Below are 16859 nucleotides of genomic sequence, written 5' to 3' on the forward strand. Positions count from 1 at the left end.
ATCATCGGAAGGAGAGTCCGTGCAGCCGGACATGCAGCAGTTCCTCAATGAGGCCAAGGCGTTCGAGCAGCAGATGCGCGACGCGCAGACCGATCTCGGCAAGGCCATCGTCACCGGGCGATCCGCCGACGGCTCGGTGACAGTGGTCGCCAGCGGAATGGGCAAACTTCAGGGCGTACGTGTGGATCCGTCGGTTTTTGATCGCCGGGACGTGCAGGCCCTGCAGCTCGCCATCGCCGAGGCCGTGCAGTCAGCGGCGGCCAACGCCGGCAAGCTCGCCGAGCAGAAGATGGGCCCGATCGAGATCACGCTCCACTAGTCGGCACCGGCTCCCGCGTGGGGTCGACACCGACCTCGGCGAGGCGCTGATGCGTGCGCCGCAGATCCCAGCGCGCACCCAGCACCGTGTAAAGCTCCGCCGCCTCGCCGCCCACCCGCGCGGCCTCGTGCGGACGCCGGTTGGTGGCCAGCAGCACCGCCGCATCCTCCAAAGCGGACGCCAGCTCCGGCACCCGGCCCACCGCGCGATAGTGCTCGGCGGCGGCCAGCGCCGGCTCGGGGTCATCGGTGAGCAGGGCACGGCAGCGTTCGGCGGCGGCCCAGGCCCTTGCCCGGCGCACCTCCTTGCCGGCCTCGGCGGCGCACAGCTTGGCGGCCTGCTCGGCGATGTCGTGGCGGCCCTGGCCCTGAGCGAGCCGCAGCGCGTCCGGCAGCCACTGGTGACGCAGCATCATCGGCGCATACTCGGGCACCAGCAGCGGCGCCAGGATCGTGAGAGCCTCGTCCGTGCGGTCCTGCTGCTCGGCCACCAAGGCCCGCGCCACCAGCAGGAAGTCACAGCTCTCCCGCTCGGCGTCGGTGGCCGGCAGCACATCTGCGGCGTCCAGATGCCCGGCGGCCAGGTCAGCGTCGTCGCGATGACCGGCGATCAGCGCCGCGACGCCGTGCAGCAGCATGCTGACCGCGCCCGGCTCGCGCATGCCCAGAAAGGTGATGCCCGGCGCGTCATCGGTTACCGCGCTGACCTCGGCCAGCGCGTCATCCCAGCGGCCCAGCCAGAAATACTGCACCGCCGAGGCGACCTGCAGCGTGCTCGGCAGCCGGTGCCGGATCGCGAACAGGGCAGCCTCGCGCAGCGTACGTTCGGCCTCTTCCAGCCGGTCCAGGTTCTGCAGCGTGAACATGCGGTTGTCGAGCAGGTCGAAGTACATGCCGGCGAACGTGGGGTGGTCGCGCATGATGTCCAGCCCGCGGTCCACGAACTCGAGGGCGCGTTCGTGGTCGCGGCGGATGGAGTTGGTCAGCCAACTGGTCTGCAGGGCGAACGCGGCTTCGTACGGCTGGTCGGCCGCCTCCGCCTCGGCCCGCAACTGCTCGGCGGTCTGGTCCGCGCGATCCAGGTCGTCGAGGTCACCGCGGCGGAAGTTGGCCAGCAGCACCCGGTGCCGGGTCCGCCAGATCTCCGGCACCGTGGGATCGAGCAGCGAACTCTCCAGCATCGCGATCGCGGTGCCGGCGTTGCCGCGCCGGAACGTCATGGCCGCCAGCAGGTGCCGCATCTCGGCCCGGTCGGCCGGGTCCTGCGCCAGCTGGGCGGCCTCGCGGGCCTCGTCCATCGGCCAGCGTTCATGCCGGAAGTCCAGCTTGACCAGCGCAACCAGCAGGGTCTCGCGCTGCTGCGGGCTCGGCAGGCCGGTGTCCAGCACCTGGCGCAGCAGCCTCCCGGCGATCTGCGGGGCCCGCTTGACCACCTCGGCGTGATGGCGGGCCAGCCAGTTGGTCATCCACGCATCGACCAGCGGGATCTCGGCGGCCAACTGCTCGGCGACCCGGGTGACCGGGCTGCCGCCGCCGTCGAGCACCTCGGCGGTGTGCCGGTGCAGCGCCGCGCGGGCCGGGGCGGGGATGCTCTCGTACAGCGCCTGACGCAGGAACGGGTGCCGGAACGCCAGGTCGGTGCCCGCGTCCACGAGCACGTCAGCGGTCAGCGCCTCGTCCAGGTTGGCCATCAGGTCGAACGGCGAGCGCCCGGTCACCGCCACCACGTCGTCGACGGCGAACTGAGCGCCGAGCAGGGCGGCCATCCGCAGCACGTCCTGGGTGTCGGCGGACAGGAACTCCAGGGTCGCGCGCACCACGGCCAGCAGCGAGCGGGGCGGCTCCACCACTACGGAGTTGTCAATGTCGGCGCGGCCGTCGGCAATCTGCACGGCCCCGCGTTTCATCAGCGCGGTGACTATCTCGCGGGCACACAACGGATTGCCCCCGCACCGCGGTACGACAGTAGCCAGGTTGGGTCCGATGGGCGCGCCGACCAGCCGGGCCACCAGCTCCTCGATCGCCTCCGGCGGCAGCGCCCGCAGGGCCAGCGCGTGGCCGCGGCGGTTCTGCACGCTGCGGCGCAACTGGGCCAGCTCATGACCGTTGGGCTCCGGACGGGCCGCCGCAACCAGCAGCAGGGGCAGCCGCGGGGTGGCCGCCACCAGCCGGTCCCAGAACAACACGCTCGACTCGTCGGCCCACTGCAGGTCATCAACGACGAGAACCAGCGGGGCTATGGCGCAGGCGGCGCGGACGTACGCGAGCACCCGGTCGGCCACCGCCGCGACGGACGCCTCCTCGGCGTTGCCCTCGTGCAGGCCCTGCACGATCGTGGCCACCCGCGGGTCCTCCGACGTGCTGTCCAACCCGAGGGCGCGGGTCACCACCTGCAGCGGCACATGCTGGTCGAGCTCGTCGGCCACACCCCAGGCCACCTGGCAGCCCAGCTCGGCGGCGTCGGCGAACGCCGCGGTGAGCAGCTCGGACTTGCCGATGCCGGGTTCACCCTCGATCCACACCGCGGCACCGTGGCCCTGCGACACCTCGCGCAGCAGCCGACGCAGCCGCTGCAGCTCGGCGTCGCGCCCGGCCAGCACCCGGCCTTCGAGGCCGTCGCGCAGGGCTCGGGCCACCTGGGCGGGCAGTACCGGGGGCACCGGGCGGTTGGCATCCACGGGGTCGGCCGAGCCGGTCAGGATGCGCTGGTGCAATTCGGTCAGGGCGGGCCCCGGCTCGACGCCGAGCTCGGTGAGCAGGGTGCGCCGGGCGGCCCGGAACACTTCAAGGGCCTCGGTGCGCCGCCCGGTGCGGTGCAACGCCAGCATCAGCAGCTCGTGCAGGGGCTCGTGCAGCGGGTAGTCGCGGACCCGGGCGGTCAGGTTGGCAACCGCGTCCTCCTCGCCCAGCTCGATGCCGGCCCGGGCGCGCAGTTCGATGGCGGCCAGGCGACGGTCGATCAGACGGGTCCGTTCGAGGTCGATACGGTGCCCGGAAAGTCCGGCGTACGCCTCCCCGTGCCACAAGTCCTTGGCCTGATCGAGCAGCGCGGCCGCGGCGCGCAGATCGCCACCGTCGGCGAACTCGATGGCCTGCTGGCTCAGGGCTTCGTACCGTTCGCTGTCCAGATCGTCCGGAGTGAGGCGCAGGGCGTATCCGGCCGGACCGGACGTCAGCATGTCGTGACCCAGGATGCGCCGCAGCCCGGAGATGTAGGTGTAGACGCTGCCCGCGGCGGTGGCCGGGGGAGACGCACCCCAGATGCCCTCGATCAGCTCGTCGCGGCCCACGACCCGGCCGGCGGCCGCCGCCAGCACCGCGAACAGGGTGCGCTGGCGGGCCGCGCCGAGGCTCAGCTCCCGCTCACCCAGCCAGGCGCGTACGGGACCCAGAACCGAGACCCGCAGCTGCTGTTCCGGTGTAGTCGGCACACGTCCTCCGTTTCTGCGAATGCAGAGGCTCCTCACTCACATCAGGGGGACCACCTGCCCGTCAACGGATAACAGAAACCTCGTCACCGATGATCGCCGATCGCGAGAGATGGGGAACGGTCGGGTTACCCGGCAGGTGCGGACGTACCCGGGCCAGCAGCAACCGGAAACGTTCGATCCAGTGCTGGGAGACCCGGCGCTCGCGCAGCACCGCGCGCGCGAGGTCCGCAGCGGCCTCGTAGTCGGCGCGGTTCTCGTGGGTCACCGCAGCCAGCCAGCGCATCTCGCCTTCCATCTCCGGGTCGGTGGTGCGCGCGGCCACCCAGCCGGCCTCCGCGGCGCCGTTGCGTCCCTGGTCGAGCAGCAGCCGGGCCAGCCACGCCGTCAGTTCCAGGCGTTCGGCCGGAGCGACCGCATATTGTGCGCGAGCCCGTTGCAGCACGGTTACTGCCAGCAACGGCGCCCGGCGGGCGAGCCGCTCGATGTGGACGGTCAGCCACTGGGCCACCGCGCCGTCCAGCGGCACCGGCCCGGCGAGCAGCTGCGCGACCACCCGTTCCGGCGGCGCGTCGGCGTCTGCCAGGCGCGAGGCGAACGAGCGGTGCAGCATGATGCGCAGCGAGCTGGGTGTGCCCTCGTGCAGCACGCGCGCGACCACGAGATGACGGAACGCCACCCATTCCCCTGCCGCACCGAGCACCCCGGCGGCCACCGCGGGACCGAGCTCACGAATCAGATCCTCACGGGCACGCCCAGTCACCAGAGCCAGCTCACCCAGGCTGCAGCCGCGCTCGGCCTCCAGCCCCGCACTCAGGTAGGCCACCGCACGCAGCAACTGCCGCGCCTCCTCGGTAAAACCGGCCAAGTGGGTCGTCACGGTCGCGGTCAAAGCCGCGCTCTCCGGGCCGCCAGCCGCAAGATGACGCAGGTACGACGGATTGCCGCCGGCCTCGGTGAGTAACCCGCGCAGCCGCCGTGGGTCCGGGAGCTCGGGCGCGATCGCGCGAACCAGTTGCGTGGCGGCAGCCGGCTCCAGCGCCGCCAGCGTGATCACGTCGTCAGCCGGGTTCCGCCGCAGCTCGGCCTGCCCGGGGCTGCTCGCGGCGATGAGCAGCAGCGGCAACTCCGCGGTGCTCGCGTGCAGCGCCGACCACACCTGCAGGGTGTGCAGGTCGGCCCAGTGCAGGTCGTCAACCACCAGGATCAGCGGCGCTTGCTCGGCGGCCTCGCGGATCAGCGCAGCCGCCCGGGCCACGATGTCCACCCCCGGTCCGTGCAGGGCCTCGCCGGCCACCGCGACCATCTGCTTGACCAGCTCACGGCCCCGATCGCCGAGCATGGCCGCCTCGAAGCACTCCAGCAGCACGCCGAGCGGCATGCGCCGGGACAGTTCGTCGCCCACGGCCCAGCCGACCCGGCAACCGGCCGGCGTCGCACCCCGCAGCGCCACGGTCATCAGGGCCGATTTGCCCATGCCCGGGGTGCCCTCGATGCGCAGGCTGCGACCCCGGCCATCGGCGACCTCGGCGGCGGCCCGGCGCAACCGGCGGATCTCGGCGTCCCGGCCGAGCAAAGCCGCCCGGTCGGAGGGCACCGGCACCCGGGCGTAGGCCACACGGGCCGGACCGGGTGCGCCGGCTTCGGGCTGCGGCATGGTGAGCCGCGGCGCCTCGGCCGGGCGGCCTGCGGCCTGCAACGCCGAGGACAGCATGGCTTGCAGGTTTTCCTGCAGCGGGTACGCCTCGACGAGCGCGCGGAGCACGGCGATGGCCTCGTCGTGCCGGCCAACCTCGGTGAGCAGGGTGGCGTGCCGCTCGGCGGTGGCCAGCCGCAGCTCGGTCAGGCGCAGCCGCTGCGCCTCGGCGAACGGGCCCGGCACCCCGGCCAGCGGTTCGCCGTGCCACAGTCGCAGCGCGCCGGCCAACGCGTTCAGCTCGCCCGCCCGGTCGCCCCCGGCCCGGTGCTGCTTGGCCTCCTGGCGCAGTGCCTCGAAGCGGAAGACATCGATGTCACGCTCGCGGACGTGCAGCCGGTAGGTGCCGCCGCCGGAGGTGAGCACCTGCCCCGCGGCCCAGCGGTCGCGCCCGGGCTCGAGCACCCGGCGCAGGGCTGACACGTAGGTATAGACGTTGCCGGTCGCGCTGGCCGGTGGGTCCTCGCCCCACATGGCGGCAACCAGCAACTCGCGGGAGACGGAGTGGTTGGCGTGCAGTGCGAGCACACTGAGCACCGCGAGCCGCCGGGCCGATCCGAGCGCCAGCTCGGTGCCGTCCCGCCATGCCCGGACCGGGCCCAGCAGACGAAGGTCCATGCCTTCGTGCTCTGCCGACATGGCTTTCCCAACCTCGTCGTCGTGGGATCTCTCCCGTGCTCTCGGCGGTTGAAGCTACAACTTAATGCAGCCCGCCGACCAACGTCCCCGTCAGGTGCCTACTGATCCGCTCCGGCCGTGGCCCTGCCCCCATCTATACCGGGCTGGCAACCGGCCAATCGGTGCGTGCGAACAACCATAGCGCCCCATTCCCTTATTCATGGATCTCTCTTAACCGATTCTTAATCGCTACGCGCCGGTAGCCCTTCCGTACCGCCCGCTTGGCCGCGCTGGGCAAAGAACCGGGTCGGGCAGGGCATCCCGGCCGTTACGGCCTTGGCGGAACGGCCTTGTTTTGATGGACTCGCCTGGTGGCGCCCGACTGCGAAGATCCCTCATCTCCTTTCGCCGGCGAGCTCTTTCTGACGCTCGCCGCCGAGGGGCGCTTGGTGGTGGACTCCGCACGCGCCGATGCGGTCATCTCCGGTCTGGAACGCACCCTTTCGTTGGCTCGTGCCCGATTGCGCGTGTTGCGCATCTGGCAGCACGCGCCGGCCCAGCGCGTCGACGAGTTGCCTCGCGAGCTCGCCGACGATGTGGTGGATGCGGTCTTCGCCGATCAGCTCGCCCCGGGCCGGCTCGAGGAAGCCGTCACCGAGCTGCCGAAGTACATCGAGGCGATGCGCCAGGCCCGCAGGCTGGTTCCACCGGGCGACGCCGCCTGATCGTCATCCAGCCGATCTTGGTCCTCTGACCTGCGTCTATTTCTGTACCTTCACGGCCCGCGCCGGGCTCTGAAGGTGCCGTGAAGATTTTCTGAAGGACTCTTGCGGAGACTGGCCCGGCTCGTAACGACAAGCCGGAGGTCGCAGTGGAACAGATTCGAGTGGCGCTGCAGGCGTCTGACCCGCTGAGCCAAGCGGGTCTCGCCAGCTACCTGCAGTCCCGTCCGGAACTCGTTTTGGTGCGCTCAGCCGACCGTGGCGAGGCCAAGGTGCTCGTGGTCTCCTGTGACCGGCTCACCGGCGAGGTCGTCGCCATGCTGCGCCGCTCGGCGGCCGAGTTCGGCACCCCGGTGGTGCTGGTAACCGGCGAGATCACCGAGACCGAGCTGCTCACCGCCGTCGAGTGCCGGGTGGTCGCCATCCTGCCCCGGGCCGCCGTGACCGCCGACCGGCTCGCGCACAGCGTGCTGGCCGCGGCGAACGGTGGCGGGGTCATGCCGCCCAACCTGGTCGGCGAGCTGCTCAAGCACATCGAGCGGCTGCAGCGCGACGTGCTGACCCCCAATGGGCTCAATGCCTCGGGGCTGACCCCGCGCGAGATCGACGTGCTGCGGCTGATGGCCGACGGGCTCGACACCAACGAGATCGCCGGCGAGCTGTGCTACTCCGAGCGCACGGTCAAGAACGTCATCTACGGCGTCACCCACCGCCTCAAGCTGCGTAACCGTTCGCACGCGGTCGCGTACGCTCTGCGTGCTGGCATGATCTAAGGCGATGCGCAACACCGCGCCCGCCCTCTTCTTCGCCCAGACGGCTGCCATCGGCAGGCACACCGTCGGCAACGCCCTCGTCCTGCACGCCCGGGAGAAAATCAGTTCCGAAGCGCAGACCCTTGCGCTCAGCGTTGTCGAGGACGACGAGAACGACATCGTGGTGCTCGACCTGCACGACGACCTGCCCGTGGGCATCTGGGAATCGGTAGCGTCGGCCCTGCCGCGCCGGCGCCGGGGCATTCGCCTGGTGGTGTGCGGAGCGGTCCAGGACACCTCCGTCCTGGCCGGACAGTGGCTCTCCGACCGGCTCGGCCGATCCGTCGTGGCGCCCTACGGGCAGCTGATCCGCGGCACGTCCGGCGGGCTGTTCGTGCACGCCACTGCGGGCAGCGGCTGGGTGCGCTACCACCGCGGCCGCGCGCCGAGCTGGGAAGCCAAGCGCTATCCGCAGCCGGTGTGGGACAGCGCGGCCACCGAGGACATGCCGACCAGCGCCAACGGCATGGTCGAGCCGTTGCCGGGTGGGGCTTGGATCCGCGACACCCGCGACGACGCCGCGCTCAGCGAACATTGGCAATGGCTGGCTTCGGCCGTACCGTGTCAGTTTGAAGCTTTCACCGTCGTGTTGGGCTGTCCTGGCACGCCGCCGTTGGCTCTCGATGATGTTGCCCGCTTCTGGCGCGAGCTTGCCGACGAGGGCCGCCGGCATGCGCGCTTCATCCAGTACGGACCGGTTCAGCTACCCGAAGGCGAGTCCCTCGGCCAGGCCCTCGCCGACCTGCTCAGGCAGCCCGTGGTCTGCTTCACCGGCGTACCGGTTGGTCATCCCAGCCGTCCCCGCATGCACACGGTGGCTCCCGACGGTCGCCTGGGCTGGCAGGTCTATGCCCGCGAGCTGGGCTACTCACCGCGCCCGCGCCCGACAGCCCCGGCCGAGCTGCCGCGCGTCGTCAGCTACCAGGCCCCCGACATCCTGGGCCACGAGATCGCGCCCCTGGTCTTCCGCTATGCCGACGACGCCGTGGTTGAAGTTCTGCAGAGCGGTCTCTGGGTACGTCCACAAGACGCCCCCAGCCACGCCGATCGCATCCGTGCCCGCGCAGCCGACCCCGCGGTGCACGCCGTAGTAGTCGAGGACGCCCTGCCTGCGCACACTTCCCGGCTGCGCGAGCTCGCCGACGACCTGGTCGCACGCCTCGACAACGCAACCCGGGAACGCAGCAGCCTGCAACTCGCGTCCGCGGTGGTGGTGACCTCGCGGGTGTCAGCGCCGGCCGGGGGAGCGCTGCCGGACGGGATGACGGTCCGTTACACCGCCGCCGAGCTGGAGCTGGACAAGGTACTCGCGCCGGACGGTCCGCCCGCCCCGCCTGTGGAGGTTGTGGGCCTGGCCGTGCCCGCTGTTCTGGGGGCGGCTTCGCCGGGCCGGGCCGAGGGCTCGCTGGAGGTCGCCGGGGACGCCGGCCTGCCGAGCCGCGCCGGGACCACCCCCAAGATCACACCCGCGGACATCGACGCCCCCGAGCTGAGGCCCGAGACCGCGGTACGGCTGCTCGCCGCGGTCGCCGAAGCAACCCAGTCGATGCCCACCATCCCCGCTGCCCGTGCCGCTCGTGCCTTTGCAGCCGCCGGGAGCGCCCCGCGGCACCTTTCCGCGGAGCAGCCGCGGTCCCTGCGTTTCCAGGACGCGCCGGAGCCGGAGAGCATCGGCATCGCCGACCGGGCCGCCCTCGTGCAGGAGCGGGTGTGGATGCGCGACGCGCTCGGCCGCGAGTTCGACCAGGCGGCCAGTTCGGTGTCGCGGATCCTGTCGGAGTACCCGGGGTTCGAGGCGGGTGCGGACACCATGGCCGACGCTGTGGCCGTACGGCTGTATCTGTCCGAAGTGGGAGACGGGGTGGACAAGGCACTGCGCGCGGGCGGGTACGGGCCGCAGGTGCCCTTCGCCCGGTGTGTCAGCGGTGGGCTGGTCCGGCTGCCGTCTCACCGGGGTGCCACCATGCAAGTCGCCGCCCTGAGCGCTGAGGAGCTGCGTCGGATCCGGGAGCAGCGGGTGCTGCGCGAACGGGGTTTCACGCATGCGCTGATCGACCCGCCCACCGGGTTGCCCGGGGATGTGGATGTGTTGATCTGGTCGATGAGCGGGCGTCGTACCCGTCTGCTGGAACCGGATGGGGCGCACCACGCTGAGTCGCGGGTGGTCTTCCTGCCCGGCACTGATTTCAAGGTGCTCGAAGCAAGCGCGGCGCAGGCGACCGGGCGGGGATTGCTGTTGCTGCGCGAATTGGCCGCGGACGAATCCGCCGCCGACCGGGTGCCATTCGACGATCTCGCGCTGGGTGCATTGCATCGGGCAATTGAGCAAGCGCGTACGTCCGGCCGGGCCACCTCGGTGGGCCAGGCCGCCGCTGACCGTTTCCTTGCCGTTCCTGGGCTTTGGTAACGGAAAGCCACACCGATGGGGGTGTATCGATAGTTGTATGGGGCGCGTAACGTCGCGGCCATGACAGCGTTGATAGGCAATCGTCTTTCCGCCGCGCTCGTCGCAGGCGCCACCGTGCTGATCACCGTCGCCGGTGCGGTCACGCCGGCCTACGCCAGCGGCGGTGCCGCCCGGCCGGGTGCGCCCGGACTGGGCGATCGGCTCTATCCGTTGCTCGGCAACGGGGGCTACGACGTCAAGAACTATGACCTCAGCATCAAGTACCCGGCCAAGGATCCGAAGCAGACAGTTACCGGCGACGTGACGATCGCAGCGGTCGCCACGCAGAATCTGTCCCGCTTCGACCTGGACTTCGGCGGCAACTCCGTCGGCGCGGTGACCGTGGACGGGCACTCCGCCCGCTTCTCCCGCTCCGGCGACGAACTGGTCATCACGCCGCGGCACTCGCTGCGCAAGGGCAAGCGCTTCAAGGTGACAGTCAAGCGGTTCACCGCCACGCCGATCGCGGCGAACGCTGACTCTCCCGTCGGCTTCGTCAGCACCCCCGATGGCACGGTGCTGGCCGGTCAGCCCGACACTTCGCACCTGCTGTTCCCCAGCAACGACCACCCATCGGACAAGGCGACGTACACCATCACGCTGACCGTGCCCAAGGGCTGGACCGCTGTTGCCAACGGCCGGCACCTGCGTGACCGCACCACGGCCGGCTACGTCTCGTCGAGCTACCGTGAATCCGCTCCGATGGCGAGCGAACTCGTGCAGGTGGTGGCCGGTGCCTTCCTGGTGAAGAACCGCCCCGCGGTCAACGGCACGCCGATCCGCGACGTCGTTCCCACCCGGCTGGCGAACACGCTGCTGCCCAAGGCCGAGCCTGAGCGGGCGCAGGTTGCCTGGATGGAGAAGAAGGTCGGACACTACCCGTTCGAGAACTACGGGTCCCTGGTCATCGACGCCAACTTGGGCTTCGCCCTCGAGACACAGACGCTTTCGCTGTACGACTCAGGGCTGTTCGGTGCCCCCGCTTTCGTGCTCAACCCGGTCATGACCCACGAACTGGCCCACCAATGGTTCGGCGACAGCGTGGCTCCATCGGTGTGGAGCGACGTGTGGCAGAACGAAGGCCACGCCACCTGGTACGAACTCACCTATGCGGATGAGAGCGGCTACCTGGAGGACTACACCGGGTTTGCCGACCTGGACTCGTACTTCAAGAATGTCTACAGCGTCGGCGACCGCTTCCGCGCCAGCTTTGGCCCGGTGGCCCGCCCGGCCAAGTCCGACTCCATCTGGGACGTCTTCAACCCCAACGTCTACGACGGCGGCGCCCTGGCCCTCTACGCCCTGCGCCAGAAAGTCGGCCAGACCAAGTTCCAGCAAATCGAACGCGCCTGGGTGAGCAAGTACAAGGGCAAGTCGGCCTCAACCGCCGCCTTCATCGCCCTGGCCTCCCGCGTCTCGGGCCAGGACCTGCACACCTTCCTCAACGACTGGCTGTACGGCACGAAGACCCCGCCCATGCCTGGTCACCCGGACTGGACTCAGGTGCCGGCTTCGGGTGCTGGTGCTGTCAGCCGGGCGGCTTCGGCTGAGCAGGCTGTTACTGCTCACCTGCGGCGGTTCGCTCCTGCTGCTCGCTGAGGTTTCTTCCTTGCATGATGTGCTTGCCTTGATGTGATTGCTCGCCCTGATCGGTTGCTTGACTGTTACGTCGGGCTTCGGTCAGGGCGAGCGCACGCCGTCCGTGTCCGCTCTCGATCCGTCTTGCCCGGCGCGGGCGGAAGTGGTCTCACCTCCCTGCCCTCGCCTGGCCGCCGCCTTGCCGCGCTGCTTGGCCGCCGCCTTGCCGCGCTGCTTGGCCGCCGCCTTGCCGCGCTGCTTGGCCGCGTAACCGGGTGAGCCCATCACTCTTTCGGTTTCCACTCCCGGTAGCGTCAGCGGCATGACTTCGGGCGGCATCCGTGATCGGTTCCGGGCACAGATGCGAGAGGAAGTGAAGGACGCGGCGCTGCGGCAGCTTGCCGAGGGCGGCCCGTCAGCGCTTTCCTTGAACGCCATCGCCAAGGATCTTGGTGTCTCGGGGCCGGCCCTCTATCGGTACTTTGCCAGCCGGGACGCGCTGCTGACTGAGCTGGTACTGGACGCTTACGCCGATCTTGCTGAGGCGCTGCGGGCCGCTCCGACGGACGCGCGGGCTGTGGCAGTGGCGTACCGGTCCTGGGCGCTGGGGCAGCCGCACCGCTATCGACTGCTGTTCGCCGCGCCGCTGCCTGGCTACGACGCGCACGATGATCGGCTGGTCGCGGCGTCGCAGCGGAGCATGGACACGCTGCTGGCGGTGCTCGGCGCGGCCGGGGCGCAGGCGGCAACCGATGCGGATGGGAACCAAGCTCACGTATCCGGCGTAGGGGTGGGCGGAGCGCCAATGGCGGCTGGAGCGGGGTCGGACGAGGTGCCGTCCGCGCTTGATCTGGGCTCAGGGCAGCCGATGCCTGAGCTTGCTGAGCAGTTCACCGTTTGGGCGGCGAAGCGTGGCATCGCGCCGGTGGATCCGGCGGTGGCGTTGCGGGCGGTGGCGTTGTGGAGCCGGGTGCATGGGTTTGTGAGCTTGGAAATCGAGGGCAACTTCGCGTCCATGAGCCTCGATCCCGAGCTGCTCTTCCGCAACGTACTGGGGTGACGGCGACGCGTGGGCGCGGCGGAGCGCGTGCGGCGGAGCGGGGTCGGCAGCGTGTTGACGCTAACGTGATTCCCCTGGCTTGGGCTCACGGAATGGGACTGGTTTCGGGCTCAACGGAAGGCCACGCGCATCACCGCGCAAAATGCCGATGCGCTATAAGCGATCACGGTGTGCGCCCGCCGAGGCCGGCGTGCCACCGTCTCCGGGCAAGCCGTTGTTCATCAGGCGGCTCGACGGAACCGGGTCGTGCCTGTGCGCCGTCGACGCGAAATCGAGCGGCACGGGAACCGAGGTCCGCATGATGCCGTGCGTGCAGAGCAGGCAACTTGCTGAGCTCTGGATCTTCGACGCGCCTACCTCGGGGTTCCGCTCGAACGCGAACGACAGGTGCCTGGAAGCATCACTCGAGGTCGGCCCGGTCCAGCTGGCCGAGTGCACTGGATGGCCGGGTAGCGGGCCGTCTCGAGCAGGTCCTACTGGACGATGTCCGACCAGACGACAGCCTACTACCTGGAGCGGTACGACATGGACGCGCGCGGCTACGGCTAGGGCTACATGGCCGATTGTGACGGCTGCTTCGGCCAGCACTGGGCTGTGATCAGAGCCGAGTAGGGGTTCATCGGCGCCGGTAGGGGGAGTTCGGCGCTGTAACGGGTGGTGCCTGCCCCGTGTGCTTGTGGTCAGGGGAGTTGCTGCGAGGCGACGGCCGTTGGGTGCCCAGTTGGTTCGGGTTGCGTCATGGCGTAGGCCTCCACCAGTGCGCGCAAGCGGTCGGTGGCCGAGAGTAGTAGGTCCAAGTCCTTGGCCGTGAACTCGGCCAGCGCGGCGTTGAGCTGTTTTGCCAGGGGTTCGAAGAAGTGGTCTGCGGCCTCGTTTATCGCCCTCGTGGATCGCAGCGTGACGATGCGGCGGTCGGTGTGCTCTCGCGTCCGGTCGATGAAGCCTGCTGTCTCCAGGCGAGCGAGAAGGATCGAGGTCGCACCGGGCGAGAGGCCAATGCGCTCTGCCAGACGTGCCGGGGTGAGAGGCCGGCCGGCATCTTCGTGCTCGATGATCTGCACGACAGCCGCGGCGTCGGTGACATGCATGCCCTTGGTGCGCGCGAACAGCCGGAGCAGCTCGCTCTGCGCGGCTCCGAACGCCGTCAGGCCGTCCAGCACGCGCTCGCGCTGCGATGGCGGTCGCGGGGGTTTGTCCATGGTCATGTCCTCCGGTGGCACGGCACTCGTGAGGATAGTTTAGCCGCAAAATAATTTGGGCCATGCGATCTTGTTCGAGAATAGTTTTGTGGCATAATCATTTTGCGGCAAGAGGAACTCCGGGTTCGCTCACGACCGTCTCTGTCACGCCTATCAAGGAGATCGAACAAGTTATGAAGCCCATCGTCATCATCGGAGCGGGCCTCGCTGGCCTTACGCTCGCGCGTGTCTTGCACCTCAACGACATTCCCGTGGTGCTCTACGAGGGTGAGGAGTCGTTGAACGCCCGCACGCAGGGCGGTCAGCTCGACATTCACGACTTCAACGGCCAAGTCGCGCTCGCACGGTGCCGGTTGACGGACGAGTTCCACTCCATCGTTAACCCGGGCGCCGAGGCCATGCGGTTCCTCAACCCCGACGGTCACGTCGTCGGCGAGATCCCGGACGACGGCAAACTGACCAACCCTGAGGTGCTGCGGGGAGAACTGCGCCGCATCCTCGTCGAGTCCCTGCCTGAGGGGACCATCCGCTGGGACCACAAGGTCGCATCGATCCACGCCACCGGCGACGCCCACACCGTCATGTTCGCCAACGGCGACTCGGTCGACGCGGACGTGCTCGTCGGCGCCGACGGCGCGTGGTCCCGGGTGCGGGCCTATCTCAACGGGGCGGCCCCGGAGTACACCGGCACCCTGTGGGCAGAGACGTTCCTGCACGACGTCGAAGCCCGCCATCGGGACGGTGCGGAGATCGTCGGCCGTGGCGCGATGCTCGCGATGCAGCCCGGCCGCGGCATCTTCGGACACCGCGAAGCCAACGACATCATCCACGTCTACGCCGTCATGAAGAAACCGCTCGCCTGGGCGGAACCCGTCGACCTCGCCGACCGGGAGCAGGCACTGCAGGTTATCGCTGACCAACTCGGGGACGGGTGGGCGCCGGAACTGACCGAGCTGATCACCGGCGGGGACACCGACCCCGTCGTCCGTCCCATCTGGGGACTCCCGCTCGGGCACACCTGGGACCGCAGGCCCGGCGTGATGCTCGTCGGCGACGCCGCGCACCTGACCCCGCCCGACGGCGACGGCGCGAACTGGGCGCTCTTCGACGGCGCGGAACTCGGCACCCTCATCGCCGAGAACCCGGACGACATCGACGCCGCGTTCGACGCCTTCGCCGAGAGAATGCTCCCGCGCAGCGCCGAATCATCCGAGGAGGGCTACCAGTCCTTCGAGCGCACCTTCGGCTACAACGCGCCTGTCAACCTGCGGAACATGATGGACGGCGCCAAGACCTACGGACGCGAATATCACGAGTAGCTCAGCCGCCGCTCTGGCCGAATTCGTCTGCACGACCAGCCTGCCATCAACCTGGCTTGGGCTCATGGAGTGGGACTGGTTAAGGGCCTCGGTCAGGTGTGAACGACGTCGTCAGAACGGTGGCTGTCCGGGTTCTGGGGCGGGAGATTGGCGGGTGTCGGTGGTCCAGTCCTCGATGTCGTCGGGCCATGGTGCGGGGCGGCCAATGTCGTCCCAAGGCCGGTTTCGGTGTTGGTGGCGTGCAGAGCGGCGCTGCGCCGCTCGCGTTCGGCTCGGTCCGGGATGCCGAAGCCGGGTGCCGGATGGGTGGTGCCGGGAGGCGTCGGCTGGGCAGTCACTTGGTGGCCTGCGCCCTGGGTCGTTTGTTCGGCCGGTAGGAGGGGCCGTTCATGAAGACCTGGTGGCCGTTATTGATGAGCCGGTCGAGCAGCGATTCGGCGACGACGGGGTTCGGGAACAGCGAATACCAGTCCTGCGGGGCCCGGTTCGTGGTGATCGCGTTGGAGCGGCCTTCGGCGATGCGCTGGGAGAGCAGTTCGTAGAGGTCATCGGCCTGACCGGGGGTGAACTCGCGCATCGCGAAGTCGTCGAGGATGAGCAGGTCGGCTTTGACGTGTGCGGCCAGGCGCTTGTCGAAGGTGCGGTCGGCGTGGCCGCCGGCCAGATCGGCCAGGATGCGACTTGTCTTGCGGAAGCGGACCTCGGCGCCGGCGCGGATGGCCAGGTGTCCCATGGCTTGGGCGGCGTGGGTTTTCCCGACGCCGACGCCGCCGTAGAGGATGATCGATTCTCCGGCTTGCAGCCAGCGCAGCGCGGCCAGGTCACGAATCTGCGCGGCGGGCAGTTTCGAGTTGGCGCCGAAATCGAAACTTCCAGGTGGTCTCGGTGTCGAAACGGGCGCGGCTGGTCGTCCATGACGCCTGGTCCATGCTGATCACCGGCCGTACGAACATGTGCCGCGAGTGCGACAAGACCATGACGAACGCCCAGATCCGCTGCGAGCGGCCGGTCCGCGGGTCCGTCCAGGAGCCGAGCAGTCCATAGACGATCTGCCCTTCCAGACCTGGCTCGGGGTCGGCCCGCAGCACCGTCGCTTTCTCCCGGACCGCGTCCTCGGCCAGGTTCGCTGTGACATACCGCTTGAACGACGCCAGCGACCCGGTCACCGCGTGCTCGTCACGCAGCCGCTGGTGGATCGTCGCCTTGGTCACCCCGGCCCGCAGCATCTCGACGATGTAGTCGTGACGCTTGGCGAACTCCGGCCAGGTCACCTGCCGAAGCCGGGTATCGGTCAGATGCGGGAACCACTGCTCGACCCGCGGCGCCCAGTCCTGCTGGCTCATCGGCGGTGCCCTGCCTGGCACGAATCCCACCGCGATCGCTGCCTCGACATACCGGCGGATCGTCTTGCGGTCCACTCCCAGCGAGGCCGCGACGTCGTACTGAGACCGGCCCGCGTACCAGTGCGCCAGGATCTCGGTTATATCTATCACGTGGAACGTCGTCCTCGCCATCGGCTCCCCAAATGGCTTGCCGGCGGGAGATGATCTACGTGAGAAGGAAAGGATCTTGGCAACTACGGCGGAACGCTCGCCGTCCCCTTCACGAACATCACGAGCGGCCCGGTAGCCCATGACGAGCGCGAACCAGGGGAATTACGTGA

13 protein-coding genes are annotated in these 16859 nt (G+C 69.4%); 7 read left to right on the forward strand and 6 right to left on the reverse strand.

The annotated features are described in order from the left end of the window. Window positions 1-19 precede the first annotated feature (19 nt). Window positions 20-319 (forward strand): YbaB/EbfC family nucleoid-associated protein, encoded by a 300-nt coding sequence (locus TFC3_RS02520; RefSeq protein ID WP_067495024.1) that lies wholly within the window; start codon window positions 20-22, stop codon window positions 317-319. Here the strand turns inward: TFC3_RS02520 and TFC3_RS02525 are convergent. Both TFC3_RS02525 and TFC3_RS02530 read right to left on the reverse strand, forming a co-directional pair. Next, a complete protein-coding gene (locus tag TFC3_RS02525) occupies window positions 306-3749 on the reverse strand; it encodes a BTAD domain-containing putative transcriptional regulator (protein WP_067495027.1) in 3444 nt (1147 codons plus the stop codon). The genes TFC3_RS02520 and TFC3_RS02525 overlap by 14 nt on opposite strands. A gap of 61 nt (window positions 3750-3810) precedes the next feature. Beyond that, window positions 3811-6060: a BTAD domain-containing putative transcriptional regulator gene (locus TFC3_RS02530; RefSeq protein ID WP_082772349.1), complete on the reverse strand. Its 2250-nt coding sequence runs from the start codon at window positions 6058-6060 to the stop codon at window positions 3811-3813. Window positions 6061-6431: 371 nt separating this feature from the next. On the opposite strand from TFC3_RS02530, the gene TFC3_RS02535 reads away from it, so the two are divergent. The 4 genes from TFC3_RS02535 to TFC3_RS02550 all read left to right on the forward strand — a co-directional run bounded on the left by TFC3_RS02535 (window position 6432) and on the right by TFC3_RS02550 (window position 11639). Next, complete coding sequence (locus TFC3_RS02535) at window positions 6432-6785, forward strand: hypothetical protein (protein ID WP_067495033.1); 354 nt, start codon at window positions 6432-6434, stop codon at window positions 6783-6785. A 146-nt stretch (window positions 6786-6931) separates the two neighbouring features. Then, window positions 6932-7555, forward strand: a complete 624-nt coding sequence (locus TFC3_RS02540) for a response regulator transcription factor (RefSeq protein ID WP_067495036.1) — start codon at window positions 6932-6934, stop codon at window positions 7553-7555. Between the two features lie 4 nt (window positions 7556-7559). After that, window positions 7560-10001 carry a hypothetical protein gene (locus TFC3_RS02545; RefSeq protein WP_067495039.1) on the forward strand — a complete coding sequence of 814 codons (2442 nt, stop codon included), beginning with the start codon at window positions 7560-7562 and terminating at the stop codon, window positions 9999-10001. Between the two features lie 60 nt (window positions 10002-10061). Further along, the gene (locus tag TFC3_RS02550; RefSeq protein ID WP_067495042.1) at window positions 10062-11639 is read left to right on the forward strand and encodes a M1 family metallopeptidase; all 1578 of its coding nucleotides are present in this window, start codon (window positions 10062-10064) and stop codon (window positions 11637-11639) included. An 81-nt stretch (window positions 11640-11720) separates the two neighbouring features. Here TFC3_RS02550 and TFC3_RS02555 read toward each other — a convergent pair whose 3' ends face one another. Next, window positions 11721-11921: a hypothetical protein gene (locus TFC3_RS02555; protein ID WP_153040070.1), complete on the reverse strand. Its 201-nt coding sequence runs from the start codon at window positions 11919-11921 to the stop codon at window positions 11721-11723. A gap of 19 nt (window positions 11922-11940) precedes the next feature. On the opposite strand from TFC3_RS02555, the gene TFC3_RS02560 reads away from it, so the two are divergent. Beyond that, window positions 11941-12678: a TetR/AcrR family transcriptional regulator gene (locus TFC3_RS02560; protein ID WP_067495047.1), complete on the forward strand. Its 738-nt coding sequence runs from the start codon at window positions 11941-11943 to the stop codon at window positions 12676-12678. A 680-nt stretch (window positions 12679-13358) separates the two neighbouring features. Here the strand turns inward: TFC3_RS02560 and TFC3_RS02565 are convergent. Further along, window positions 13359-13838, reverse strand: coding sequence for a MarR family winged helix-turn-helix transcriptional regulator (locus TFC3_RS02565; RefSeq protein WP_236717949.1), 480 nt, complete (start codon window positions 13836-13838; stop codon window positions 13359-13361). Window positions 13839-14050: 212 nt separating this feature from the next. On the opposite strand from TFC3_RS02565, the gene TFC3_RS02570 reads away from it, so the two are divergent. Further along, a complete protein-coding gene (locus TFC3_RS02570; RefSeq protein ID WP_067495053.1) occupies window positions 14051-15196 on the forward strand; it encodes an NAD(P)/FAD-dependent oxidoreductase in 1146 nt (381 codons plus the stop codon). Between the two features lie 334 nt (window positions 15197-15530). Here TFC3_RS02570 and TFC3_RS02575 read toward each other — a convergent pair whose 3' ends face one another. Together TFC3_RS02575 and TFC3_RS38465 are read right to left on the reverse strand one after the other, a co-directional pair. Then, window positions 15531-16040 (reverse strand): ATP-binding protein, encoded by a 510-nt coding sequence (locus TFC3_RS02575; RefSeq protein WP_369819663.1) that lies wholly within the window; start codon window positions 16038-16040, stop codon window positions 15531-15533. Beyond that, a complete protein-coding gene (locus TFC3_RS38465; RefSeq protein WP_173745291.1) occupies window positions 16018-16710 on the reverse strand; it encodes a hypothetical protein in 693 nt (230 codons plus the stop codon). Before TFC3_RS38465 ends, TFC3_RS02575 begins: the two co-directional genes overlap by 23 nt. Window positions 16711-16859 lie beyond the last annotated feature (149 nt).

The sequence above is a fragment of the Actinoplanes sp. TFC3 genome (genome assembly GCF_001553785.1).
Lineage (GTDB): Bacteria > Actinomycetota > Actinomycetes > Mycobacteriales > Micromonosporaceae > Actinoplanes.